Origin of the sequence: uncultured Pseudoteredinibacter sp., assembly GCF_947502065.1 — a bacterium.
In the GTDB taxonomy this organism is placed as follows: Bacteria; Pseudomonadota; Gammaproteobacteria; order Pseudomonadales; family Cellvibrionaceae; genus Pseudoteredinibacter.
The window spans coordinates 143,309-167,646 of sequence record NZ_CANMYE010000006.1 but is presented as its reverse complement, the minus strand read 5'-3'; the positions used below and the strand labels follow the sequence as shown (position 1 = coordinate 167,646).

The 24,338-nt window shown below is 45.9% G+C and carries 21 protein-coding genes; 8 read left to right on the top strand and 13 right to left on the bottom strand.

Translation table 11 applies throughout. The features are described from left to right. Positions 1–19 precede the first annotated feature (19 nt). The 3 genes from accB to Q1A41_RS15890 all read left to right on the top strand — a co-directional run bounded on the left by accB (position 20) and on the right by Q1A41_RS15890 (position 2,561). Positions 20–484, top strand: coding sequence for an acetyl-CoA carboxylase biotin carboxyl carrier protein (accB, locus tag Q1A41_RS15900; RefSeq protein WP_299980968.1), 465 nt, complete (start codon positions 20–22; stop codon positions 482–484). A gap of 49 nt (positions 485–533) precedes the next feature. Next, positions 534–1,877 (top strand): acetyl-CoA carboxylase biotin carboxylase subunit, encoded by a 1,344-nt coding sequence (gene accC / locus Q1A41_RS15895; RefSeq protein ID WP_299980966.1) that lies wholly within the window; start codon positions 534–536, stop codon positions 1,875–1,877. A 108-nt stretch (positions 1,878–1,985) separates the two neighbouring features. Beyond that, on the top strand, positions 1,986–2,561 hold the full coding sequence (locus tag Q1A41_RS15890) for a YceI family protein (RefSeq protein ID WP_299980964.1): 576 nt from the start codon (positions 1,986–1,988) through the stop codon (positions 2,559–2,561). 60 nt (positions 2,562–2,621) lie between these two features. Here Q1A41_RS15890 and Q1A41_RS15885 read toward each other — a convergent pair whose 3' ends face one another. From Q1A41_RS15885 to Q1A41_RS15850, 8 genes are all read right to left on the bottom strand, one after another. Continuing rightward, the gene (locus Q1A41_RS15885; RefSeq protein ID WP_299980962.1) at positions 2,622–3,767 is read right to left on the bottom strand and encodes an ABC transporter permease; all 1,146 of its coding nucleotides are present in this window, start codon (positions 3,765–3,767) and stop codon (positions 2,622–2,624) included. Further along, positions 3,767–4,501: an ATP-binding cassette domain-containing protein gene (locus tag Q1A41_RS15880; RefSeq protein WP_299980960.1), complete on the bottom strand. Its 735-nt coding sequence runs from the start codon at positions 4,499–4,501 to the stop codon at positions 3,767–3,769. The genes Q1A41_RS15885 and Q1A41_RS15880 overlap by 1 nt, the downstream gene beginning before the upstream one ends. Further along, entirely contained in the window at positions 4,494–5,966 is a 1,473-nt protein-coding gene (locus tag Q1A41_RS15875; protein WP_299980958.1) for an alpha/beta hydrolase, read from the bottom strand. Before Q1A41_RS15875 ends, Q1A41_RS15880 begins: the two co-directional genes overlap by 8 nt. Positions 5,967–6,219: 253 nt before the next feature. Continuing rightward, positions 6,220–7,128, bottom strand: coding sequence for a 3-hydroxyisobutyrate dehydrogenase (gene mmsB, locus Q1A41_RS15870; protein ID WP_363322435.1), 909 nt, complete (start codon positions 7,126–7,128; stop codon positions 6,220–6,222). 38 nt (positions 7,129–7,166) lie between these two features. Then, positions 7,167–8,276: an enoyl-CoA hydratase/isomerase family protein gene (locus tag Q1A41_RS15865; RefSeq protein ID WP_299980954.1), complete on the bottom strand. Its 1,110-nt coding sequence runs from the start codon at positions 8,274–8,276 to the stop codon at positions 7,167–7,169. Positions 8,277–8,516: 240 nt separating this feature from the next. Continuing rightward, entirely contained in the window at positions 8,517–9,299 is a 783-nt protein-coding gene (locus Q1A41_RS15860; protein ID WP_299980952.1) for an enoyl-CoA hydratase, read from the bottom strand. After that, a complete protein-coding gene (locus Q1A41_RS15855; protein WP_299980950.1) occupies positions 9,296–10,462 on the bottom strand; it encodes an acyl-CoA dehydrogenase family protein in 1,167 nt (388 codons plus the stop codon). Before Q1A41_RS15855 ends, Q1A41_RS15860 begins: the two co-directional genes overlap by 4 nt. A gap of 380 nt (positions 10,463–10,842) precedes the next feature. Continuing rightward, positions 10,843–12,348 carry a CoA-acylating methylmalonate-semialdehyde dehydrogenase gene (locus Q1A41_RS15850; RefSeq protein ID WP_299775134.1) on the bottom strand — a complete coding sequence of 502 codons (1,506 nt, stop codon included), beginning with the start codon at positions 12,346–12,348 and terminating at the stop codon, positions 10,843–10,845. A 126-nt stretch (positions 12,349–12,474) separates the two neighbouring features. On the opposite strand from Q1A41_RS15850, the gene Q1A41_RS15845 reads away from it, so the two are divergent. The 5 genes from Q1A41_RS15845 to Q1A41_RS15825 all read left to right on the top strand — a co-directional run bounded on the left by Q1A41_RS15845 (position 12,475) and on the right by Q1A41_RS15825 (position 17,785). Further along, positions 12,475–13,359, top strand: coding sequence for an AraC family transcriptional regulator (locus Q1A41_RS15845; RefSeq protein WP_299980949.1), 885 nt, complete (start codon positions 12,475–12,477; stop codon positions 13,357–13,359). A gap of 129 nt (positions 13,360–13,488) precedes the next feature. Then, positions 13,489–15,648, top strand: coding sequence for a GGDEF domain-containing phosphodiesterase (locus Q1A41_RS15840; RefSeq protein ID WP_299980947.1), 2,160 nt, complete (start codon positions 13,489–13,491; stop codon positions 15,646–15,648). Next, positions 15,648–16,910 (top strand): diguanylate cyclase, encoded by a 1,263-nt coding sequence (locus tag Q1A41_RS15835; RefSeq protein WP_299980945.1) that lies wholly within the window; start codon positions 15,648–15,650, stop codon positions 16,908–16,910. Before Q1A41_RS15840 ends, Q1A41_RS15835 begins: the two co-directional genes overlap by 1 nt. Before the next feature lie 115 nt (positions 16,911–17,025). Next, positions 17,026–17,217, top strand: coding sequence for a hypothetical protein (locus Q1A41_RS15830; RefSeq protein WP_299775126.1), 192 nt, complete (start codon positions 17,026–17,028; stop codon positions 17,215–17,217). Positions 17,218–17,251: 34 nt separating this feature from the next. Continuing rightward, positions 17,252–17,785 carry a DUF4136 domain-containing protein gene (locus tag Q1A41_RS15825; RefSeq protein ID WP_299980942.1) on the top strand — a complete coding sequence of 178 codons (534 nt, stop codon included), beginning with the start codon at positions 17,252–17,254 and terminating at the stop codon, positions 17,783–17,785. Between the two features lie 38 nt (positions 17,786–17,823). Here Q1A41_RS15825 and Q1A41_RS15820 read toward each other — a convergent pair whose 3' ends face one another. The 5 genes from Q1A41_RS15820 to Q1A41_RS15800 all read right to left on the bottom strand — a co-directional run bounded on the left by Q1A41_RS15820 (position 17,824) and on the right by Q1A41_RS15800 (position 24,195). Continuing rightward, a complete protein-coding gene (locus Q1A41_RS15820) occupies positions 17,824–19,737 on the bottom strand; it encodes a hypothetical protein (RefSeq protein WP_299980940.1) in 1,914 nt (637 codons plus the stop codon). Positions 19,738–20,199: 462 nt separating this feature from the next. Beyond that, a complete protein-coding gene (locus Q1A41_RS15815) occupies positions 20,200–20,910 on the bottom strand; it encodes a response regulator transcription factor (protein WP_299980938.1) in 711 nt (236 codons plus the stop codon). Then, positions 20,903–22,228 carry a hypothetical protein gene (locus tag Q1A41_RS15810; protein ID WP_299980936.1) on the bottom strand — a complete coding sequence of 442 codons (1,326 nt, stop codon included), beginning with the start codon at positions 22,226–22,228 and terminating at the stop codon, positions 20,903–20,905. Before Q1A41_RS15810 ends, Q1A41_RS15815 begins: the two co-directional genes overlap by 8 nt. Continuing rightward, on the bottom strand, positions 22,215–22,637 hold the full coding sequence (locus tag Q1A41_RS15805; RefSeq protein ID WP_299980934.1) for a hypothetical protein: 423 nt from the start codon (positions 22,635–22,637) through the stop codon (positions 22,215–22,217). The genes Q1A41_RS15810 and Q1A41_RS15805 overlap by 14 nt, the downstream gene beginning before the upstream one ends. Then, entirely contained in the window at positions 22,630–24,195 is a 1,566-nt protein-coding gene (locus tag Q1A41_RS15800) for a HAMP domain-containing sensor histidine kinase (RefSeq protein ID WP_299980932.1), read from the bottom strand. Before Q1A41_RS15800 ends, Q1A41_RS15805 begins: the two co-directional genes overlap by 8 nt. Positions 24,196–24,338 lie beyond the last annotated feature (143 nt).

Genomic DNA, 24,338 nt, shown 5'->3' with positions numbered 1-24,338 from the left:
ACAATTAGCGAGTTTAAACATGGATATTCGTAAAATTAAAAAACTGATCGAGCTGTTAGAAGAATCTGATATCGGCGAATTGGAAATTAAAGAAGGCGAAGAATCAGTTCGCATTAGCCGCGGCTCTTCTTCTATGCAAACCGTTTCAATGATGCCTGCGATGGCACCCGCCGCTCCGATGCCAGCCGCCGCTCCAGCTGCCGCTGCAGCCCCAGCCGAAAGCGCAGAGCCTGCCGCCCCAGCTAGCAACACCCATTCGGTTAAGTCTCCAATGGTTGGAACTTTCTATGCAGCCTCTAGCCCAGGCGCCACCCCGTTTGTGAAAGTGGGACAGCAGGTTAAACCTGGTGATGTGGTTTGTATTGTTGAAGCCATGAAGATGATGAACCAAATTGAAGCAGACAAAGCCGGCATCATTGAAGCTATCTTGATCGAAGATGGCGAGCCAGTTGAATTTGATCAACCTCTGGTAACTATTGTTTAAATCGACTTCTACCTTAAGCGATAAACAATAGCCCATTGAGGAAACATTTATGATACAGAAATTACTCATTGCCAACCGCGGTGAGATTGCACTACGCATTTTGCGTGCCTGTAAAGAAATGGGCATTAAAACTGTAGCGGTGCACTCGAAGATTGACCGCGATTTGAAACATGTGCGATTAGCCGATGAATCAGTTTGCATCGGCCCCAATCCATCGCCAGAAAGTTATTTAAACATTCCCGCTCTTATCAGCGCCATGGAGATTACTGACTCTACAGCAGTACACCCTGGCTACGGCTTCCTTGCGGAAAATGCCGACTTTGCAGAGCAGGTACAAAAAAGCGGCTTCACCTTTATCGGCCCCGATGCCGATGTAATCCGCCTAATGGGTGATAAGGTTTCGGCCATCTCAGCCATGAAACGCGCCGGCGTTCCAACCGTTCCAGGATCTGACGGCCCACTACCTGAGCACAAAGAAACCTGCTTGCGCATTGGTCGTGATGTTGGCTATCCGGTTATCATCAAAGCTGCCGCTGGCGGCGGTGGCCGAGGCATGCGTGTTGTTCACGAAGAAGAAGAACTGATCCAATCTATCGCCATCACTAAGGCTGAAGCAAAAGCGGCCTTTGGTGACGATACTGTCTACATGGAGAAGTTTTTGCAGAACCCTCGCCACGTAGAAATCCAGGTGATGTCCGATGGACAGGGCGGTGCTATTCATTTAGGTGATCGCGACTGCTCTTTGCAGCGCCGCCACCAAAAAGTTCTTGAAGAAGCACCAGCGCCAGGCATTCCTGATGATGTGCGCGCTGAGGTTCAGCAATCTTGTGTCAACGCCTGTATTGAAATCGGATACCGCGGCGCAGGTACTTTTGAATTCCTATACGAAGGTGGTCGCTTTTACTTCATCGAAATGAACACCCGTATTCAGGTTGAGCACCCCGTTACCGAAATGGTGACAGGCGTCGATTTGATCAAAGAGCAAATTCGCGTTTGTTGCGGCGAACCACTATCTTTGAGTCAAGAAGACATTGTTATTAAAGGGCATTCGTTCGAAGCGCGCATTAACGCTGAAGATCCAAAGTCGTTTCTACCAAGTCCTGGCCGGGTAACAAACTTCCACCCTCCAGGCGGTTTGGGCGTACGAGTAGACTCTCACCTTTACAGTGGCTACTTGGTACCGCCTAACTATGACTCAATGATCGCCAAGTTAATTACTTTTGGCGACACTCGCGAAGAAGCTTTGCTACGCATGCGGAGTGCTTTGGATGAGATGATTGTCGACGGCATCAAAACCAACATTCCGCTACAACAGGAATTGGCACGCGATCGCGCATTTGCCGAAGGTGGTGTGAACATCCACTACCTTGAGAAGAAACTAGGCTTAAGCTAAGTCAGTTTTCTTCTTAATACGCAGCACCAAAAAGGGGCAGAGCCATAGGTTCTAGCCCCTTTTTTCTGCTATGCTGCTTACACAGTAAGAATTATAACGGAGAATAATATGAAGTACTGGATGCTAGCCCTGTGCATTCTACTTGCCCCAAAACTCTTTGCTGGGCATTACGAAATTAATCCTGAGCTATCTGCCCTTAACTTTGCCACCACCAAGAAGCAATACATTATCGAGCCTGCGACCATTAGCAAGCTGAGCGGCGCGCTTGATAAAAGCGGAAAGTTTGTCGCCCATATCGACTTAAAAAACCTAGACACCGTCAACCCTATTCGTGATGGGCGACTTAGGGATTTGTTTTTTGAGTACGACAAATACCCATCGATTGAAATTAGCGCCCATATTGACCCACACAGCCTCCCCAAAACCGGTGAGATAAAGCCGATGATGGCGAAAGGGACTTTAAGGGTTTGGCAAGGCAGCAAAGAGTTAGATTTAGAATTGCTCATCGCCAACACTGGCCGCCGCTTAATGGTTAGCAGCCGAAAAGCCGTGATTGTTTCAGCAAGCGACTTTGGCATTCCTAGCTCGAATCTAAATAAGTTGGCCGGCACAGTAGGAAATATCGATATCGCCAGCTCTGCTGCGGTAAACGTACAACTTGTATTAGATTTAATGGCAGACTAATCGTATCCATTTAAGCCCCGAGCTGCCCCACTATAGAGCAGCTCGCGGGAATTTTTACCCTTATAGTGAAAACACCGTTTTCTCACTACTTAATAATTTCATCAGTGCCCCAACCAGCAAGCCCGTCAACAACAGGGTAATAGCCGTCGCCATCAATAGCGAATCCCAAGGCAATGCATTTCCTTTTACCACCTCCATCAGAGCTTTTTGCTGCCCTGAAACCGGCAGCCAGCGCAACATGTCTGGGCCGATATCATAACCGGTGACCATTGCCATACCCATTGGCAAAATTAAAACAATGGTTAAATAGGACTGTGCTTCTTTAAAAGTCTTCGCCATAAAAGATACAAATAGCTGCATACTGGCCGCCAGCAAAGCCAAAGGAAAGCTAAACAACAGCATATATAAGGCAAAGCGGCCATCGATTATGACATTGGCACCCAACTCCTGCCATGGTACATAGGCATAGGCAATTTTCGACACCAAAAGAATCATGCACAAACCAAATAGCGCAAAGCTACTTACCGCCAGCAACTTACCCACAACCAAATCACTGACCCGAATGGGCAAGCTCAGCATTAATGCAAGAGAGTTTCTTTCACGCTCACCTGCACTGGTATCAATGGCCAGATTCATACCAGAGATAAACACGGCATAAATCATCATAAAGATAGCAACACCAATAATGAAACCACCTTTTGCCTCTGGCTTAGCAGTATCCTTGGCCTGCACATCCAAAACCCTGATAACTTCAGGCGAGACACCTCGCACAATTAAACGCAGCGCTGCAACTTCCCTTGAAAAACTTCTGAGCTCCCGCTGTAAACGCCGAATCGAGCTGCGCAAATTATCATTTGAGAAATCGGCCGTTATGCTAAGTGTTGCCAGCTCACCATGCTGCATGGCATACAAATAGCCGTCATCGATCGTTAAAGTGATAGCTTTGGCACTCTTGCCTTCCGGCAAGGCATCCTTAGAAAAAATATCCTTACTCTGCAAATGACGCATTAGCTCTGGCGCTTGCTGCGAATTTTCAATCGTGAGGTACAAGGCACTTGGGCTCGAAAATTTATCAATCATGGCGATGAACAAAATACACATGATCAAAGGGGTACCGATAGAATAGGACAAGGCCGCCATGACTGATCGTCGATCACGTATGGCATCCTTCATTTCTTTTTTATAAATTTTTATCCAAGCAGCCATTATGCAGCAATCCCCTCATCTGAACCGATAAGACTTATGAAGGCCTCTTCTAAACTATCTTGCCCTGTGCGCTCACAAAGTTCAGCGGGGCTCCCCTGAGCGATTGCTCTGCCAGCGGCCATCACCACCACTTCATCACATAAAGCGGATACCTCTTGCATCACATGGGATGAAAATAAAATACAGTGCCCGTCCGCTTTAAGAGCAAGCAGCAAGTCTCGCAGAGTCCGCGTACTCATTACATCAAGCCCACGGGTAGGCTCATCAAGTACAATATTTTGAGGTTTATGTACGATCGCTTGAGCCAAGGCCGTCTTCATACGCTGCCCTTGGGAAAAACCTTTGCAGCGACGATCGGCAATATCCGACATTTGCAAACGCTCAATTACCTCATCACAAGCGGCGCTCGCTGCTGAACTTGCTAGGCCATTTAACTCCGCAAAATACTGAATATACTCCCGCGGGCTTAAGCGTTCATACAAACCAAAAGGATCAGGGAACAAGCCCAAACTTTGCTTAGCTTTTAGAGGGCTCTCTTTAACATTAATGCCATCTACTTTGGCCCAACCATCATCGGCATCAAGCAGATTAAACAATGTTCTGAGGCAAGTCGTCTTACCGGCACCATTTGGCCCTAACAAACCGGTTATCTTGCCATCGCCTGCACTGAAGCTCAGCTGATCTAAGGCCTGAACATCGGCAATCTTTTTACTTAAGTTATGCACCTCAATCATCAGCAGGCTCCTTCTCTGTTACAGCGGCCGAAGCAGTATTGGCATTTATAAAAAAGCCTCGCTCCCTATCCTTTTTTACACAGCTCACATCGAGTTCGTCGGGCTTAGGATTACTGATAAAAGCCGTAATTAGCTCATCGGCACAAGTATGACCAGCTACTGCATGGGTGCCATTAGGGAAAACAATATGTCGGCTATTACTCAGCTGTTCCACCATTGTTTCAGCCCAAGCTGGTGGAGTTGCAGGATCGTATTTTCCGGACAATAGCAATGTAGGAATATCACTGCGCAGCGGCTCAGAAAAATCTTTAACGTCGGCCTCCAATTGCCAAATCGGGCAAGCGATATCCAATGCAGCAATCATATCCTCGCCAATTAAACTTCCCTTCAAAGCCTGCCTATCTTGCTCTGTTAATCTTGGCCAATCCTCAGCGCAGACCACCGCAGCATGCATACCCATCGCAAGGTCAAAACCAGACATGGTTAAACCAAATAAGCCAAGCACAGGTCCGCTGTCACCAAGTTTTAAACGATCAATAGCATAAGGCAGTAAACTTCTAGCCTGCTGACTATATAGCGCTAAGCGTAAAATGCCATTTAACTTTGATTTCGTCAGGCGCAGCGCGGCCCCTTCTGCCGATATCGGATGCTTTACGCCTTGCAACAGGGTTTGCCCACCAATATTACTCAGCAGACTTTCAAAATCTTGCCTGAGGCTAGGAAAACGATTATGGCAAGCCGGCTGGAGCTCACACTGCTTTAGCAATAGCTCCATAGAGTGATCTACAGACTCCCCCACTGCCAGTACATTTTGCTGCAGTGGAACAAGGCCATCCATACTCGCTGTTGCAATGGCATTTGGATGGTGGCGCATATACAACTGCACCATGCGTGTGCCGTAAGAAGTACCGAATAAATGCAACTTTTCGTAATTTAGTTCTTTACGTATAGCTTCAAAATCAGCAAGCGCCTGGCGACTCGTGTAGCCATTGAGATCGGCCGCCAAATCATCTTTGCAGCGCTGGGTTTCTTTAGCGATGTCCATACTCTGATCATCGAAGGACAACTGCTCTAGAGAATCCATCTCATCGCAATGTAAAATATTAGAGCGCCCCGTACCACGCTGATCAATCAGCAAGATATCCCGCTCTCGTCGCACATCATTCAAAGTTTGATTAAAGTGAGCAGCTAAATCCATTGCCGACTGCCCGGGCCCCCCTGCAATTGCAAGCACAGCCTCTTCTGGAAAATTATCCCGCAGTGCTGGTAATACTGCATAATGCACCGCAATTGTTTTTTCGCCACCGACAGTCTCTGGACGAGTAAGCTCACCACAAAATACTTGATCAGATAAATTGGGCAGATAACAGGGTTCAAGCTTTGCTTTTGGCACAGACTCGGCGAGCGCAGAGCCAGACAGCAGCACAAAGCAAGTAGCCGCCAAGCGACTAAGCATTGAAGACATAATGTAAACCTTGTAAGAATAATCGGCTTGATGCCATGTATTAACTTGATACAGAGTCTTAGCCTTGATATTAGACTATTAATCTTGATAGTACTTGGCCAAAAGTGAAACGGCAAACAATCAAGCGGCGAGGAACACTACTTAACCGTATTAGTAAAAAAGGATATTAGAAATATTTAAAGATGTAGAAAAACGACGCATCAAACCATATCAAAATGCAGTAACAGCTTAATACGTCGCTCAGCTAGGCAGGTTATTTGGCAAACAACTCAAGGATTGAAGAGAAGTCCTTTGCCCCCTTGTCACCTTGATCACTGTTTTTATGCAAGCTATACAAATTACGCGCTGCGGCACCCATTGGGGTGGATGATCGGCTTGCCAAGGCGGCCTCCATAGCCAACCCCAAGTCCTTCAGCATCAGGTCAACCATAAAGCCGCCCTGATAGTTATTACTAGAGGGGACACCTTCCAATACGCCTGGAACGGGATTGTACTTTTCGAGGCTCCAGTTGCAGCCTGAGCTCTTGAGCATAATATTAGATAAAACAGCCGGATCTAAACCATTATCCATACCCAACTGCAATGCTTCGGCAGTGCCAGTCATATGAATGGCCAGCAGCATATTATTGCAGATTTTCGCCACCTGCCCTGCACCCGCATCACCGGCACGGAAAATATTAGCCCCCATAGCCTCGAGCACAGGCTTAGCCGCCTCACAGGCTGACTCTTCGCCACCACACATAAATGCCAAGCTGCCAGCCGCTGCCGCAGCAACACCACCAGACACCGGCGCATCGATTGCCGCAATCCCTGCATCAGCTGCCGCAGCGATAAGATTACGGGCATTTTCTGGCGCGATAGTCGAGCAATCAATAATCAAAGCATGCTTTGCTATCGACGAAAGCAGCTTGTCATTGTGGATATATAGATTTTCAACAATTTGCCCATTGGGCAACATGGATACGATTACATCAGCAGAGGCCACCGCATCAATTGCACTACTGGCAATAGCGCAACCATTAGCTTTAGCTTGATTTAAAGCCTCGGCTGATAAATCAAAAGCGGTAACCTTAAAGCCCGCTTTTACTAGATTGGCCGCCATACCCGCGCCCATATTTCCCAAGCCAATAAAGGCAACATTTTTGCTCATAACTTTCTCCAAACTAGGACACTTTGGCCTCGAGCCAACGCTTAGTCGACTTAAAGGTGGCTTAAAGGGTCATCATCAAAAGGAATGAAAAACTCTGCGACTTCAGCGGCGGTCACATCGGCAATGTTTTTATGTTGCCAGTTGGGCTGACGATCTTTATCAATCAGTAGCGCACGCACGCCTTCTTTGAAGTGCCCCTTCGCCGCACAATGACGCGACATAATTAGCTCCATACGAAACACATCAGCCAGGCCTTTATGTGCCCCCTCACGCATTTGAGCGATAACCAGATGCGGCGTAATAGGGCAACCATTACGCAAGGTATCGATGGCTCGCGAAAGCCACTTATCTTCCGTTTGATAATCCAAAATCTGCTGGCAGACTTCAGCAGCAGAGTCGCCATCACAAAGCTGATTAATCAAATCATAATTGGGACGCACATTAGGCTCAGGCATTTTATCTTGAGACTTGGCCTCGTAAGCACGCAGCACTTTATTAACTACCGCTTCCGAATCTACCGTCCAATCCGCAGCCTGCAAATCCGCAAGCACATTAGCGCGGTATTCATTGGCCACCAAACGATCCGCCAAACCAACGAATTTAGCATCTGCCGCATTGATGTTGGCGCCGGTTAAACCGAGAAACAAACCAGTATTACCTGGCGCGTGATTTAGAAACCATGTACCGCCCACATCAGGGTACAAACCAATGGTAACTTCCGGCATGGCCATACGATTGGTTTCAGTCGCCACACGATGGCTCGCAGCATCCATTAAACCAAGGCCGCCACCCATCACAATTCCGTGCCCCCACAAAATAATGGGCTTCTTGAAAGTATGCATGTGGTAATCCAATGCATATTCACGAGCGAAAAAATTCACGCAGTAATCGTTCGGAACCTCCTCGCCATAGGCAGCGCTGCCACCATGCAAAGCGACAACATCACCGCCCGCACAAAATGCCTTATCGCCAGCACCCTGCAAAAATACACAGGCAATGGCATCGTCTACTTCCCAGGCACTAAAGCGCTCTTGCAGCAAATCGATCATCTGCAAATTAAGAGAGTTAAGGGATTTTTCAGCATTCAAAGTTGCCACGCCGATTTTTTTACCAGCCGCCGCTTCCAACTCTTCAAACAAAACAGGTAATTCAGCCATCATCACTTCTCAGATTTTAAATTCAGATCTATTTCCATTCGCCCACTGGTACAACAAGCAGAATTTAATCGGACAAAAAGAAATGAAATTTTCTTTACTAGATAAAATGGATTTAGAGGTGCGAATTAGGCACAAGAGCAAGGAAGCACTGCGCACAGCGAGGGAGCGTACACGAAGTACGTGACCGAGTGAGCACAGCGCTGACGCCGCTATTGAGCCTAAGGCGCGCCTATAAATTCATTTTTAGGCGTTTTTCCAATCGGGCGCCCGCTTCTCAATAAACGCCGCCACACCTTCTTTCTGATCTTGGGTATCCCACAACTTCACAAAGGTCTCACGCTCTAATGCTCGCGCAGAATTCATGGTTTGGCTACGAGCCGCCATAATGAGCTCTTTACACACTCGCACGGAAGTTGGCGATTGCTTAGCAACCTTCTCCGCCAGCTCTACGGCTTTATCAAGCGCCGAGCCAGTTGCTACCACTTCCTGAACCAAGCCAATCTGTTCAGCTTTTTCAGCCTTAACGCGCTCACCCAACAGAATCATTCGCTTCGCCCAAGCTTCGCCAACCAACCAAGGCAAGTGCTGCGTACCTAAACCACCAGGTAATAAACCTACGGCCGCTTCTGGCAAAGCCAGCTGAGCCTGCTTTTCACAAACACGGATGTCACAGGCCAAAGCTGTCTCTAGACCGCCACCCATGGCAAAACCAGTAATCGCAGCAATCGAAACACCTTGATAATCCGCTAATGCTTCAAAAGCTTCACCAAAGGCGCCAATAAATTCAAAGGCCTGACCTTTGTCATCATGATTAAAGCGATTTAGATCCGCGCCAGCAGAGAAAAACTTTTCGCTTTCGCTGGCGATAACTAGGGCATAGTTATCTTTATCCGCATTTAATTCTTCAACCTTGGCCTTTAGCTCACGTAGACTTTCTGGCGTCCAAGTGTTGGCCGGAGGATTGTTCATGGTGATAATGCAAGTATGACCACGCGTTTCGTATTTTAATAAACCTGTTTCACTCATCGTATCGACTCCGTTGCTCCGTCTTGCAGAATGCGGCGAGAAACCAGCATACGCATAACTTCGTTTGTACCTTCTAAAATTTGATGCACACGGGTATCACGAACATAACGCTCAATGGGATACTCGCGCAAATATCCATAGCCACCATGAATTTGCATGGCTTCATTACACACTTTAAAACTAACATCTGTTGCAAATTGTTTGGCCATCGCACAGTAGGTGGTTTTATCAGGGTGATTATTATCTAGCTTAAAGCCAGCCAAGCGAACCATTTGCCTTGCCGCCACCAACTCAGTTGCCATATCGGCCAACTTAAATTGCAGGGCTTGGAAGTTTGCCAAGGGCTTTCCAAACTGGCTACGCTCATGCATATAGCGCTGACTTGCTTCTAGCGCCGCTTGAGCTGTACCTACTGCTGTAGTCGCAATATTAATACGGCCACCATCGAGCCCCATCATTGCAAACTTGAAACCCTCACCTTCTTTGCCAAGTAGGTAGTGCCCGGGGATTCTAACATTTTCAAAACTGATAGCACGGGTAGGCTGAGCATTCCAGCCCATTTTGGGCTCATTCTTACCGTAACTCACGCCTTCAGCATCCGCAGGGATTACAAATGCACTGATGCCTTTTGCGCCATCATCCTGGCTACCTGTGCGCGCCATTACGACCAAGGCTTGGGTACTGCCGGCGCCAGAAATAAACATCTTGCCGCCATTAACAATGTAATCGTCGCCATCTTTTTTCGCGCTGGTACGCAATGAGGCAGCATCACTTCCTGCATTGGGCTCTGTTAGGCAATAGCTAACGAGGTGCTCACCGGTCACTAATGTCGGGCAAAATTCTGCTTTTGCCTGTTCAGTACCCCAATTGGCAATCATCCACAGGGCCATGTTGTGAATCGATATAAATGCCGCCGTCGCCGTGCAACCTCTGGCCAACTCTTCCAGCACAATTGCGGCATCTGTGCGCTTCATGTTCATGCCACCGACTTCTTCTGGGCTATACATGGCGCAAAAACCCATTTCACCCGCTTTGGCGATAGTCTCTAGTGGGAATATTTTTTCTTCATCCCACTCGGCCGCATTCGGCATTAACTCACCTTCCGCAAATGCTCTTGCAGCTTCTTGGTAAGCCAGTTGATCTTCGTTTAAATTAAAATCCATAGCTTTTCTCTTGGTGGATTTTTCAATTTACTCAGTTATCTTTTCTTTCCTACGTTTCTTTAGGGGGGAGGAAGGTAGGTGAATGGCGCCGTGAACCCATCCCTGGGGGCTCACCTTCAGCATCCATGCTGAAGATGCATTTACCTACCTTCCTCCCCCCTAAAGAAACTCCACCCTGCCAACTGATACCTAATCTTATTTATCTAAAAGAATCGCATAGGTATCGGGGTGTTGCCTGTGGGCTTCCACTTAGACAACCATCTTCAGCATGGATGCTGAAGGTGAGCCCCCAGGGATGGGTTCACGGCGAGTTGTCTAAGTGGAAGCCCACAGGCAGCACCCCATCTGCACGGTGTATCTTACGAAGCTAAAAAATCGAATTACTTCATAGTAATCGTCATATTCAAAGCAGCTTCCTCTGAATCATCAAACCAACGCTCAGTAATCGTCTTAGTTTCCGTATAGAAACGTACCGCCTGCTTACCATAAGCATGCTGATCACCCATAAAGGAACCGCGCCAGCCAGTGAAAGAGAAGAAAGGTAGCGGCACAGGCACAGGAACATTAACACCTACCTGACCAACCAAAATCTCATGCTTATATTTACGCGCAGCGCCACCACTGCCCGTAAAGATAGACGTACCATTACCATTTGGATTGTTATTAATTAACTCGATCGCCTCATCCAAAGTATCGACATTAATTACACACAAAACCGGACCAAAGATTTCATTCTTATAAATCTCCATATCCGTTGTTACATTGGTGAAAATGGTAGGGCCAACCCAATTACCATCTGGGTAACCTTCTACCGTACAATCAGAACCATCCAAAATGCAGTTGGCGCCTTCTTGCTTACCCTTCTCGATAAAACTTAAAACACGATCGCGCGCTTGGGGATTAATTTGCGGACCATAAGCAGCTTCTGGATCATTCCAAGCGCCCGGGCGAATTTTCTGAGCTTCGGCTTTCAGCTCCTCAACCCACTCATTGCTCTTACCTACAGCAACCACGACAGAGATAGCCATGCAACGCTGACCAGCCGCACCAAAACCAGAACCAACAAGATTATTAATAACCTGCTGCTTATTAGCATCAGGCATCACAACCATATGGTTCTTAGCGCCCACCATACATTGAACACGCTTCAAATGATGAGTACCGGTACGGTAAATGTGCTCACCTACAGCGGTTGAACCTACAAAAGAAATGCCCTGAATTTCAGGGTGAGTTAGCAGCGTATCTACCTGCTCTTTACCACCGTGAACAACCTGCAACACACCCTTAGGCGCGCCAGCTTCTTCGAACAACTCAACCAAACGAGTCGGCGTTAGCGGATCTTGTTCAGAGGGTTTCAAAATAAACGTGTTACCGCAGGCAATTGCCAGAGGGAACATCCACAAAGGAATCATGGCGGGGAAGTTAAATGGCGTAACACCCGCAAACACACCAATCGGCTGAGTTACCGAAAAGCAATCAATGGTGCGTGCTACGTTTTCAACTGTCTCACCCATCGTCAAACTGGCAATATTACAAGCGTGTTCAACTACCTCGATACCACGGAACACATCGCCCTTAGCATCTTCAAAAGTCTTACCGGTTTCTTGGCATAGGATTTCAGCTAGCTCATCGTGGTGCTCTTTAAGCAGCTGCTGATACTTCAACATAATGCGAGCACGCACAGGCACTGCCGTGTCTTTCCAGGATTTAAACGTCTCAGCCGCCGAAGCAATGGCACGAGCCATCTCATCTTCCGTGGCACAAGGTACTTGGGTAAGCACCTCCTGAGTGGCCGGATTTGTTACCGGAATCAACTGCTTAGATTGGCTTTGCTGCCACTCACCCTCAATAAAAAGGGGTACTTGGGAAGGAAATTTAAAGCTCATAATCACCTCGATGGTTAGATATTGCGTTATTAAGCCTAGTTAAACACAGCTATAAGGCGCAATTCGATTGATTATATTGGCTTTATGATGGACTATATTGCTGTTATTTAAGTAAGACAGAATACCATGCCAATTACCTCAGACTGGCCCCTGCAACCTCAAGCCACGCGCTTTCTAACTCCCCACGTGTTGTTTGAATGGCTGATGATCAACCCGCTAACCAAAGGTGCCTACCCGGTAGCTATGGGTTATTACCCAAGCGCTCTCGGGCACTATATGGAGCGCCAAGATCATGATAATCAGTTGCTGCTCTATTGCACCGCCGGCAAGGGTTACCTCCAGCTTAGGGCGGGGCCCACACAAAGCATCACCCGAGGGCAATTAATAGCCCTCCCCAAAGGGCAAGCTCATCGCTACTGGGCCGATGAACAGATGCCTTGGTCGGTTTATTGGCTGCATTTCGACGGCGAGCTGGCCGATCAATTAATGGGGCTACTGAGCCCGGCCCAAAGTGGCTCGATTCATGACATAGGCACCAAGCCCCAAGTGCTAGCAGCGTTTGAGTCGCTCTTTGATGTGCGCTATACCGCAACCAGCCGCACGGCTTTTATCCATGGCTGCCACCAAACCCAGCAACTAATTAGCCTATTGGCCCTACTCGCACGCCAGTCAAAATTAGACAGCAAAAAAGCCATCAACATGGAGAAAGTTGAAGCCTTTATGCAACAGCACCTGCACAGCAACTTTAGCCTTGATGATCTGGCAAAGCATATGCGCCGTAGTAAATTCCATTTCAGCAAAGTGTTTAAAGAACTAACCGGGCAGTCGCCTATGCAGTATTTTATCGCCCTAAAAATGCAGCATGCCTGCCGCCTACTCGATAGCTCCGACCAGTCCGTTAAACGGATATCAGCCAGCCTTGGCTATGAGGATGCCTACTATTTTTCGCGCTTGTTTAAAAAACAGATTGGTCTATCACCCAGCCAATACCGCCGCAGCCGACACCAATAAAAACATTAGCCTTGATATGGTTAATAGGAATATTAACCATAACTAATTAGACAGTACCTAAATCATCATACATACTTTCTTCACATCAGTGCTTTCGCATGATTAGCCGGTATTTGATCGTAGCTAAGTATGAATAGAAGTGGTTTAAACCCTGAATATGTCAGGGTTATCTCAGAAATCAGTCAGTTTACTGGAGCCGATTTTTTAAATCAGCTCTCGCAGAAACTTGCTGGCCTAATAAAGGCCCAATATGTATACGTGGTCACTCTAGACAGCGCTTTAGAGAACGCCAGTGTCATTGCCGGTTATGAGAATGGTCAACAAGCCAAAACTATAAACTACCCACTTGAAAACACCCCCTGCCAACAGCTCGCAAGCCATGGGAGCTGCGCCTACAATTTAAATGTTCAACAGTGTTTTCCGCATGATCATCATCTTGTCGACATGCAGGTACACTCTTACATCGGCAAGGTCTTACTCAATAGCCTAGGACAGAAAATTGGCCTTGTTAGTGCACTGTACGAATCCGAAATCCCAAACCCAGATTGGGCTCACGATGTCTTCGATCTTTTCTCGGTTCGGGTTACCGCCGAAGTAGAGCGACATTTGCACCAGCTGGCTCTTACCGAGCAATTACTGGAGCTGGAGCAGCGAAATCGTGAAATTAATTTATCGAGTAGCATACTTCAGTGTGCCCATGATGGTATTTTAATCGCAGACCAGCAGCAGAAAATTCGCTCGGTTAATCCCGCCTTTGAAACACTATTTGGACTAAAGCAGTCTCAAGTAATAGGGCAACATCTCAACACTGATATGCTTGAACTCCCGCCAATTATCGAAGAAATAAAAAGCGCTGATGGAGAGCTAAAACAGCTTGAAACCAACATTATTGGGATTTATGAGAACGATAAAGATACTGCAAGTTTTTTTGTAAAGTTCTACCGAGACATCACCGAGGAGCAGCGCAGCAAAGCACAATTGCGATACCGCTCGACTCACGATGAACAGACGGGCCTATTACGACGCCAAACCTTTCTAAGAGAATTAGAGCCTGTACTCGAGCAACTAGGAAGAACAGGTCAATGTGGCGCCTATATTCATTTTGATATCGATAATTTTAAGTCGATCAATCAGTTCTTTGGCCATCACGTCGCCGACGATGTAGCGAAAAGCTTCGCCTTCGCACTTAAAAATCATTTCGAAGTAGAAGAGCTGATTTGCAAATCGGGCGCTGATGAAATCAGCTTGTTCGTTCAGAACAAAAATCAAACTGAAATTGCAGATTTAATCAAAGAATTCAGAGAATTTGTTCGCGAAGAGTTTTCAACTCCCGGCTTTAACGGCAACATAACCTTTAGCTCGGGCGCCAGCCTATTTCCAGAAGACGGCGACCGCAGTAATACCTTACAAAGCAATTCAGCACTGGCCCTGCAAAGGGCGAAATCAAACGGCCGCAATACCCAAGTCTTTTTTGATCAGCAGATAAAGCAGTCTAGCGAGCGCTTTCAAAGCATTTACAAGCGTTTAAGCGAAGACGGCATCGATCAACGTATTTACCCCGTCTATCAAGCTATCGTGTGCCTAGATAGCCGAAAGGTAATGGCATTTGAGGCCTTGGCAAGATGGAAAGGCGATGAACAGAGCCGGATCAGTCCGCAAGAATTTGTTGAAGTTTGCGAGCATACCGGGCTGATACGTGATCTTGGCGATAAGATGTTTAAGGATGCCAGTGAATTTCTATGTCGGGTAAGGCAAGAACTGGGCTTTGAGCAGCTGTGCTTATCCGTAAATCGCTCACCCGCCGAGATCTTAGATCGCAATGATATCTGCGAAAAATGGCTAGAAGTCTTAAGCAAGAATCAGCTGAGCGCCCAGGATATACAGATAGAGATCACCGAAAACCTAATGATCAACGAACCCGAGCACGCCCTCAGGGAATTAAAGAAGCTCAGCCAGGCTGGATTTGCGCTATCTATCGACGATTTTGGCACAGGGTTTTCTAGTTTATCTTATATAAACCGCTACCCGTTTTCTGCTTTAAAAATTGATCGATCTTTTGTAGCCGATATAGAACATGATGCATCCAGTCTCGCCTTAGTCGAGTCCATTATCAACATCGCCAAAACTTTTTCTTTAACAACAATAGCCGAAGGTGTGGAAACCAAGGAGCAGGCTGATATTTTGCAAAAATTAGGTTGTGATAAAGCACAGGGGTTTTACTTTCACAAGCCCATGGAAGCAGATTTGTTCTTTAGTTTTTTATCGAAGAACCCCAAGATAGGTATCTAGTGTTACGTAGTATCTCGATTCGTGCTCGCCTACTTTGGTACAGCATCGCACTTTCAACAATTATTATTGCCTCATTGGTGGGTTTACATAACTCAGCCTTAGAAGCCGTTGAAAGCACTGCCTTGCAATCAGCCCGCGCTATGGCAATGACAATGAATGCCGCCCGAATACACTACAATAAAAACGTGGCGAAGCCCCTGAGCAAACAAAGTAATATTTATATTGGGGCGGATTATCATGACAAAGAACTGGCGCTGCCTAATCCGGCAACCTTCACTATCGAAGTTGCCCAAATGGTTAGCCAACAGCAGCCCAATATACGTGTTCGCATGTTTAGCGAGCACCCCTTCCCCAACCGAATTAAAGATGGCGGTGCGAAATCAGATTTTGAAAAACTCGCCTTACAAAAGTTTCGAGAGCAAAAAGCCACTGGCAAGAAAATTGAAGCTGTATTTAAAAGCTCTCATCAAAGTAACAAACTAAGCTTTGACTATGTTGAACCACTGGTGATGCAAGAGGGCTGTATAGGGTGCCACAATAGTTTGCCAAACAGCCCTAAAACCGATTGGAAAGTCGGCGATATACGTGGAGGCCTCTCGATACACCACGCCATGGTAAACACTCCATCACTAAGCAAGCTGGAAAATATAGCCAAACTGAGTATATTTTTAATTGCAGCCAGCTCTATATTTATGTTGGTTTGGAGCTATAGACAATCTAAGAAGCAGCTGCAAAGTAGCACACAAGATTTCCTTAAAATTGCCAATAGCGACCCCTTAACCGGTTTATTGAATAGGCGCGGATTTGAAGAGGCCCTACAACACAGCTGGAGCGAACACCAACGTCACCGTCAAGATATCTCGGTTATTTATTGCGACCTGGATAATTTCAAATCCCTCAACGACAAATACGGTCATGCCAGTGGTGATATGCAGCTAATTGGCGCGGCCTCCTTGATCCGCAACACATTACGCCAAGGAGTTGATTTCGCAGCAAGAATAGGCGGCGATGAGTTTGTCATAGTACTGAGTAACACCAATCTCAAAGGTGCCGAGAAAGTCGCCAAGAGGCTAATCGATAGCAGTCGCTCCTACAATGGCGAACACCCCATGTTGTGGAGCCTAGGCGTAGCCAGCAGTAAAGTTAGCAGTGCTGGCAACGCCAAGACATTAATCAGCATGGCAGACCAAGCCATGTACCAAGCAAAGTCTTCGGTGCAAGCCAGCTACCACGTCCACCAGAACGATTCTGATTCTGCCTAGGTAGGCTGATCCGTAAAAGCGGACACGTTTATCCCCCGCCTTAACTTACACTGTTCCCATGTTAAAGAGCCCTGTACCCACAGGGCTCACCAATAACCTCAATTTGGGAAAAACCATGACAAATTTCTGGAAAGTAATCGGTGTCCTGCTGCTAATCTGGGTCGTTTACGACCTATATGCCGGCTACACCATCCTACATGAAGTTATCTACCGGGAAGAGTCCCCAACACTTTACTGGGGCGGTTTAGGACTTTGGTTAGTATTAGCGATTAGCTGCTTTTACTCCTGGGAAAGCGAAGATTATTAACATAGCGTAACTTGATAAAGTTTTAGGAAGTATTATGAAAGCCATAAAATATTTGATGTTGGCAACACTGAGCGTAGCTCTAGTAGCCTGTAATAAAGGCAATATTCAAAGTGATTATGACACCGCAACCCAGTTCAGTGAATTTAAACGCTTCTACTTAGTATCCTCAAAGCAAAGCACTTTAAGGGATACCCAAATTACCGAAATGGAGTTAAAGCGTGTAGAGCGCGCCATAGCGGGTCAAATGAAGGGGCGTTTCGACGAGGTTTTTAATCCTCTTGAAGCCGATATTATTGCCAGCTATTACCTAGACTCCGGCAAGCGCGACGGCATGAGCCTAACGGGCAATTACAGCGGCAGCGCTAATAGTGGTTCGTGGAGAGCCAAAGCAAAAGAAGCAGATAGCCTAGAGCCCGAGCTTATTATCGACTTAAACTCCAACAAAAGCGGAAAGATGTTATGGCGCGGCAGTGTAAAACTAGGCAAGGCCAGTAAAGCTAAACCTGAGGCACGTCAAGCGCTTTATGAGACTGAAATTGCCAAGTTGCTGCAAACGATTCCAAAATAGGGAATCCAAGCAAGGCTAGGGGAGGCTCCTTCCCTAGCCTACTGGCAATTGTTAACCGCCCTCGTTCCATAAGCTTTTCGATACTGCGAGGGTAGAAAGACATCTTTGGCCCTGTTCTTTTTACCGAATAATTCAATGGGTAAGTCCGTTAGATTCACACTATCAAAGGTCTTGCCATCATATGCCTCAGCCAAGACGCTATCAGATAGATCCCGCAACTCATTAAGGGTTTTAACGACCCGTTTTACATCCATGGTTTGCAGCGAAAACAGGGCAACCACATTATCGCCATACTGTAAAAACTCAACATTGGCTCCATAAGATGCGAAGTCTTGGGCATAGGCTGCGGATGTATAAAACCTAGCATAGGGGAATTCTTTTCCTTCAATATCCACATCATCTAGCAGATAGGCTATACCAACTTGGTAAACGGGTTCTTGGCCGGGCAGATCATATAGGGCGGGAGAGACAATCAATTTGTCCTTATCGAAAGCTGCAGGAAAATCTATTTCGCAGCTAGCCCTCTGAAAGCGTTCAATCAACGAGGCCTCTTCTACTGCCGAATCTTTGTGTGCTATAGCTGCGGACGCCGTAAGCTTCAGAGTACCCAAAATCTCATACACCTCATTTTTTTCTGAGTCAGAGAGAATATAGCTGTCTCCGATTCCCGTAGAAGCCTCTGCCCAAACACTGCCCAGGTTGTTTTTGCCGAGCTTATTACTCATATTGTTAAAATTATAAAATCTCAACTGTAAATTGACATCATCTCGTTTTAACTCAGGCCCCACTTTTCCCTCTAAACACAATTCGGTTTCGGCCATGCCTAAAGCAGTATTGAACTCTAGAAATATACTACTTTTTTCATTTACGACAGATTGGAGATTTAGCTTATGGCACCTTGATTTGAAATAGTGCGCCAAGAATCCGGTATATTTAGATAGCATTGATGAAAAGCCAACTGACTTCAGCTCAAGAACTGTGATTTGCTTTTTCGATGACTCCTCACTCGGAGAGGAAACTACTATAGGAGCATCCGCTTTGGGCAAAGCCTCTACGGCTACAGATGAAAAACTGGAAATTCTGCCCCGGTCAAAATAGCGAATAGCTCCCTCATCTTTCAACTCTCGTCCCAAATACGTGACAAGCTTGTTCTGGAGTTGATCAAGGCCAGCTTCATCATCAAGCCAAACAACCAAAGAATAAGCTGAGGAATCTCCGTCCAACTCCAAGCCGCTCTCTTGGAATAGACTCAGTAATTTATTTAGAAACCCCGCCATTTCATCCGGGTCTTTGGCATCCCCAAACATCCGAGTCATCCCACTGCAGCTACCATAAGCGCTATACAAACAATTTTGGACAGCGACTTTAGCAAGCCATCTATCCCTGATAGATGGCTTGCTAATATAGTCATCCAGGCCCCGATTTACACGCTCAAGAATAGAATCGAAAACCTTTTCATCCTCAACTGCCTCCATATCAAACTCGATCGACAGGCCACTTCGGAAGAGCGCTTCCTTTCCTGCCTTGGCTAAAACAACAAGATCTTGATTCGCACTCTTAGCAACTGCCGTTTTTGCCAACTTAGCTGGATCTGTGGTTAACGTTTTATCTAAGTTTTGATTTAATTTTGCTAGCTTCGATGCAGCTGGGCCCGTAACCATGACAGATACCTTATCGCGCCCATAGTACTGCTTCCAGCTGCTCAACAGGGCTTGTTGGGCAAGCTCATAATCAATCGAGGCCGCCAATTCAAACTGCGTCATGAGGTCTGGCCCACAAGAAAGCCCAAGCGATGCGCATATATCTATATTTTTATCACGATACTGCTCCACGGTTTTAACATTGTGCTTTTTGCTACCACCCTCAATATGAATACTTTTATACTCTCGCTCGATGTCAGCCAGAGCAAAACTCTCAGGCCCAAAGAAATTCTCTAGCACTTGCTCCACCATAGCGGGACTGCCTTCCCAGAACCGAAACTCGTATCGCGTCCGATACCTCCCGGTTGTGGCAGACACCGACACATTCCCCTCCCGAAGCGATCCAACATTACGCACAAGATTAGATACCAATAAATGCTCCAGAAGGTGCGGAATATACGGCATGTCGACATCTGCATGCTTGTATCCCAAAGGAGCGATAATTTCTAGGGTATATACAGGATCTTGATCTAATACAGCTGGCTTACTGGGTAGTTTGGCGCATGCCTGTAGGAGAATGACTATGAAACACAAAAAATACTTGTACAAAAGATATCCTTTCTTTAAGACTAAGCTTCAATGAATAAGCCCATCAACACAGAGCAATGAGCAGAAACAGTAACTACAGAATAGCGCGACTATATCCATCAATCGCTTGCACACTATAGGGCAAAAGCATGCATTTACAAATGGAGAGAACTTTTGAATATACAGCTAGCTATCGGCGAGACAGGCTAAGACATAGCCCTGGTTACGAACGGTTTTGATTAATTCTGGATTCTTAGGGTCTAGCTCTACCTTTGATCTAAGCCTCGATATCAGCAAATCAACCTGTCGATTCACTCCGTCATATTCTATTCCGCGAATATGTTTGAAAATCATATCCCGACTAATGACCTTTCCCGGATTGGTAAAAAATAACTCCAACACGCGAAATTCTAGATCGCCAAGGTGTATGCCATGACCGTTTATCTCCAGCTTACGTCGTGCTCTATCAAGAGCCAAACCGTTATAGCTAAGTTTAGAGAGCATCTCGGGCGCTGATTCTTTTTCAGTTAACTCAGGCGCTCTCAGATAAGCTCTCGCTTTTGCCAACAATAACCTAGGTTCAATTGGCTTAGGAATATAATCATCGGCACCAATCTCTAAACCCACCACCTGATCAATAACATCGGTTCGGGCCGTCAGCATTATAATCTTTCCAGAATATTGGCTTCGAACATGTCGGCAGACTTCAAAGCCATCCATTTCGGGCAGCATCAAATCCAAAAAAACTAAATCATAATCTTCTTGAACGATACGCTTGCAGGCCAATTCAGCATTGGGCTCGATAAAGCACTGAAATTCATACTTACTTAGAAAGTCCGAGGTAAGCTCAGCCAATTCCAGGTCGTCTTCAACGATTAATATCCTATGCTTATCCATCCCAAACCCAACCTAGGCCCAAAGAGACAACATTTCGATCATCCAATTCATGAGATGAGGAGTTGTGGCGCTCTGAGCGCATATTTATGTTTAACTCTAAGCTTGAGTTAATTTTTTTGGACAACTCTAATTTTACTCGGCTGTAGTTATCAACACCGCTGCTTAGCCCCTTATAGTCTATATACCGCCAACCGGCCTTAATAACATAATCATTGTTTAAGGGCTTTTCTATATCAAAGCCATAACTACTGCTGTGATAATCTAGAAAACGAGCCTGACTCACGGCCGGCGCTGAAAAGTTAAGACGACAGACTTGACAGAAACCCCAAACATCATTTTCAGAGAATTTATAATGGGCCGACAGCCTCACAAATTCGTCGAACAACGGCGTGGAGAACAACAATGTGGCCGAGCGAGTTTCCGTTCGATCAATCTCTTCGTGCTGGCTATAGTTTCTTCTGAGTGACTCAAGTATCAAAGACGCTTCATAATGATCTACATTCCAGTTTAGCCCCATATAATTACCAACGCTGCTAAACTCTAGATCAGCAGCCGATTTTTGCTGCCACCAAGTAATGCCTGCTACGGCAGCCAGATTGTTATTGAGTTCTGTTTTAAATTCTAAGCCAGCCTTAATACTATTGACATCATAATGATCATTATTTGCATAAGAACGATTGTAGAATCGATTTCTCACGATTAACTGACTAGGCTTACTGTCAAAGATTTCAAACTGCTTTGCATAAGCAAGCTCAGCCGATATAGCGGTATACTCATCACCCTGCCCCGCATCACAAGCGCTCTGCACACAGCTCACATTTTCATACTCATCGCGAACATCAGCCCCTAAAGCAGCGGGATCGTAAAAATCAAGAACTGGCCTATCGACAATACCAAAAACCGGGATACCCTCAAGTAAAGAGCCAGCAAAACCTAAATCTTGGCTAAAAGAAGTTGGCCGGCTATCGTAGCCCACCCTAGGTTTAACAAGTAAAGCAAAGCTTGATGCTAACTGATTTTCCCGCTTTGTATGGCAGTGCTGAATCAGTAAATTAAGATTATCTTTAACCAATTCTGGGACAGAATCAGCAACGATAATCTGTTGTGCATTAGAGTTCGCCTCAGCGCACTGTTCTTTTTTTACCAGAAGCTGAACCAGTTTTGCGCGTGCCAAGTGATTTTCTGAATTGCTAGCGAGAGCCTCTCGCAAAAGGCCTTCGTCAGCTTGCAGCTCTGCTTGCGAGCCAGTGCTCCATAAGGCAGATAGGCTTAAGACAGTTACAACACTGAGAAGCTTCGTCGGTTTATATACCTTCATCTAGCTCCTCCTCTGCAAGTACACCACTTGGATCATCTAATAAATTACTTTTATCTAGAATATTAATTTTTTCTTCTATGCTACCACTAATGCCCACACCAAACTCGCGTTGTGAGTCTTTCAACCAATCCTGCCATTGTTGCTTACTAGCAGCCTCGGCCTGAGAGTCATCCACAAGCACAGGCTTCAAAACTTTCTTGCTGAGTTCTTTATCCTTTTGGCTTTTATTAGCACCCAACAACTTACCAACTTTGCCGGCTTTATCTTTCGCTTGCTTTTCAAGCTTCGTTGACTCTAGCTTCTTTGTTGCTGTATCACTACTAGAATCACCGGCAGCGACTACCGAACTGACAAGGATGCAGTATAACAACGACAAGACAAGCAATACCAATCGATTCAGGCTAAACATTCTCACCCTCCTCGACATCTTCATTTTTAATGGGAATGTGCATATAAAATGCAGCCCCTTTGTTAGACCTATTACTTGCTTTAACTTTGCCGCCGTGCAGTAATGCTATTTTCTTAACGATAGACAAACCAAACCCAAACCCAAGGCTTGTTCCACCACGGCTTTTATCCGCCTTATAAAAGGGATCAAACAATTTATCATTTCCATCTGATGGCAGGCCGGGGCCATCATCCAATACTGCAAACTCGAGCCCCCCATCTCGCGCTGAGACACTTAAAACAACCTCTGTGCCAGCGAAGCGACTCGCATTCTGCAATAAATTTTGTAAACCCTGATAGATGAGCTCTCTATCCATTAAACAAGCTTGTTTATTATCGCCCAAGCTCACGCGACGCACATAAGTCAAATGACTATTAACCTCACAAAAACCAGCAAGGGCCTCTTTGGCTAAAAGCTCTACATCAACCTTTCGCAATGATAACTTTTGATTAACACTTAGCTGCTCATAGGATAGCAATTGTTTGATTAGCGACTCCATATGAAGCAGGTCACGCTTCAGTGGCAAGGCGGCCTTCCCCACATCGTCTTCTATCGACTCCACTCTAAATAGCATACGTGAAATGGGCGTTCTAAGATCATGCGATATCGCTCTGATAGCATAGTTCTTTTCTTGTAACAAATATTTGATTCTTTCAACGAGCTGTACGATTGTTTCACCAATAGAAGAAATCGATTCACTGTGATAGGGAATAGATGCAAGCCCAAGTTGCTCTCGGCTAATAGTATCAATGTCCAACTGAACCTTTTGAATTTCCCTTGTTAAGTACTTAAGAATCATTAGGACAATGCTGGCCAAAAGTAAAAGTACAACAAAAATAATTAAATAAATTTGATTTTTAGGGTAAGGCTCAAAAAGCGGTATCGGACCGAGAACCAGACTATCGCTTGTCCCTCCCCATGGCGCCACAACCAACAAATGCTCAGCCTTATCAAACTGCTTTTTCCACTGCACTATGATTCGGCCTTGCTGCAATAAAGAGCGCTGTTTATCCGACAATTTCTGCTGCACTTTTTTGGATCGGTATACAGGGAATGGAGCACTACGTTTTATTTGATCAAATAAAGCCTGCCGCTCTTTGGCTTGCACCGTACCTAGCTCATTTAGAATCAGAAAGGCCATGGTACTGAACAACTCTTCACTGAGTGCCTCTAAGCGAAATACTATGGATTTATTGCCCTCTACTTGAAAGCAGGTCTCATAGCTTTGCCCGCCAACCGTCTTTGTAGAAATATCTAGCCTTGTAGCACAAGGCTGCTCCTGGGGTTCCAAGCTTATTCCAAGTAGCTCACGAACCAAGTTCAACCACTCATTTTGCTTAGCTGCTGGTTGACGCTGAAGACCTACTGACACTAGGTTAGCAACAGGAAGCATATGACTGTCTATGTGCTCTAGATAGCGTTTTTCATTCTGCGCTTCCAAAATGGCATAGGACATCCCCCCTACTAACAGGAACAACACCACAATAGAACCAAATAAATAGAAGAACAGCCGCTTCACTTACCAACCTTTTACAGAAGCCAATTGACGCCTCTCAAGGCAAATACAATAAGTGGTATTTTAGCAGCAGATAGAATCAGTGTTTGCGTACTTTTTTGCTAAAATGTATCGCTTTGTATCAATGTCGACAAAGTGGGGGGGAT

What these genes read in the sequence shown, in the direction of transcription:
- accB (WP_299980968.1), top strand. Translation starts at nt 20, where the DNA reads ATGGATATTCGTAAAATTAAAAAACTGATCGAGCTGTTAGAAGAATCT.
- accC (WP_299980966.1), top strand. Translation starts at nt 534, where the DNA reads ATGATACAGAAATTACTCATTGCCAACCGCGGTGAGATTGCACTACGC.
- Q1A41_RS15890 (WP_299980964.1), top strand. Translation starts at nt 1,986, where the DNA reads ATGAAGTACTGGATGCTAGCCCTGTGCATTCTACTTGCCCCAAAACTC.
- Q1A41_RS15885 (WP_299980962.1), bottom strand. Translation starts at nt 3,767, where the DNA reads ATGGCTGCTTGGATAAAAATTTATAAAAAAGAAATGAAGGATGCCATA.
- Q1A41_RS15880 (WP_299980960.1), bottom strand. Translation starts at nt 4,501, where the DNA reads ATGATTGAGGTGCATAACTTAAGTAAAAAGATTGCCGATGTTCAGGCC.
- Q1A41_RS15875 (WP_299980958.1), bottom strand. Translation starts at nt 5,966, where the DNA reads ATGTCTTCAATGCTTAGTCGCTTGGCGGCTACTTGCTTTGTGCTGCTG.
- Q1A41_RS15865 (WP_299980954.1), bottom strand. Translation starts at nt 8,276, where the DNA reads ATGATGGCTGAATTACCTGTTTTGTTTGAAGAGTTGGAAGCGGCGGCT.
- Q1A41_RS15860 (WP_299980952.1), bottom strand. Translation starts at nt 9,299, where the DNA reads ATGAGTGAAACAGGTTTATTAAAATACGAAACGCGTGGTCATACTTGC.
- Q1A41_RS15855 (WP_299980950.1), bottom strand. Translation starts at nt 10,462, where the DNA reads ATGGATTTTAATTTAAACGAAGATCAACTGGCTTACCAAGAAGCTGCA.
- Q1A41_RS15850 (WP_299775134.1), bottom strand. Translation starts at nt 12,348, where the DNA reads ATGAGCTTTAAATTTCCTTCCCAAGTACCCCTTTTTATTGAGGGTGAG.
- Q1A41_RS15845 (WP_299980949.1), top strand. Translation starts at nt 12,475, where the DNA reads ATGCCAATTACCTCAGACTGGCCCCTGCAACCTCAAGCCACGCGCTTT.
- Q1A41_RS15840 (WP_299980947.1), top strand. Translation starts at nt 13,489, where the DNA reads ATGAATAGAAGTGGTTTAAACCCTGAATATGTCAGGGTTATCTCAGAA.
- Q1A41_RS15830 (WP_299775126.1), top strand. Translation starts at nt 17,026, where the DNA reads ATGACAAATTTCTGGAAAGTAATCGGTGTCCTGCTGCTAATCTGGGTC.
- Q1A41_RS15825 (WP_299980942.1), top strand. Translation starts at nt 17,252, where the DNA reads ATGAAAGCCATAAAATATTTGATGTTGGCAACACTGAGCGTAGCTCTA.
- Q1A41_RS15820 (WP_299980940.1), bottom strand. Translation starts at nt 19,737, where the DNA reads ATGGTGGAGCAAGTGCTAGAGAATTTCTTTGGGCCTGAGAGTTTTGCT.
- Q1A41_RS15815 (WP_299980938.1), bottom strand. Translation starts at nt 20,910, where the DNA reads ATGGATAAGCATAGGATATTAATCGTTGAAGACGACCTGGAATTGGCT.
- Q1A41_RS15810 (WP_299980936.1), bottom strand. Translation starts at nt 22,228, where the DNA reads ATGAAGGTATATAAACCGACGAAGCTTCTCAGTGTTGTAACTGTCTTA.
- Q1A41_RS15805 (WP_299980934.1), bottom strand. Translation starts at nt 22,637, where the DNA reads ATGTTTAGCCTGAATCGATTGGTATTGCTTGTCTTGTCGTTGTTATAC.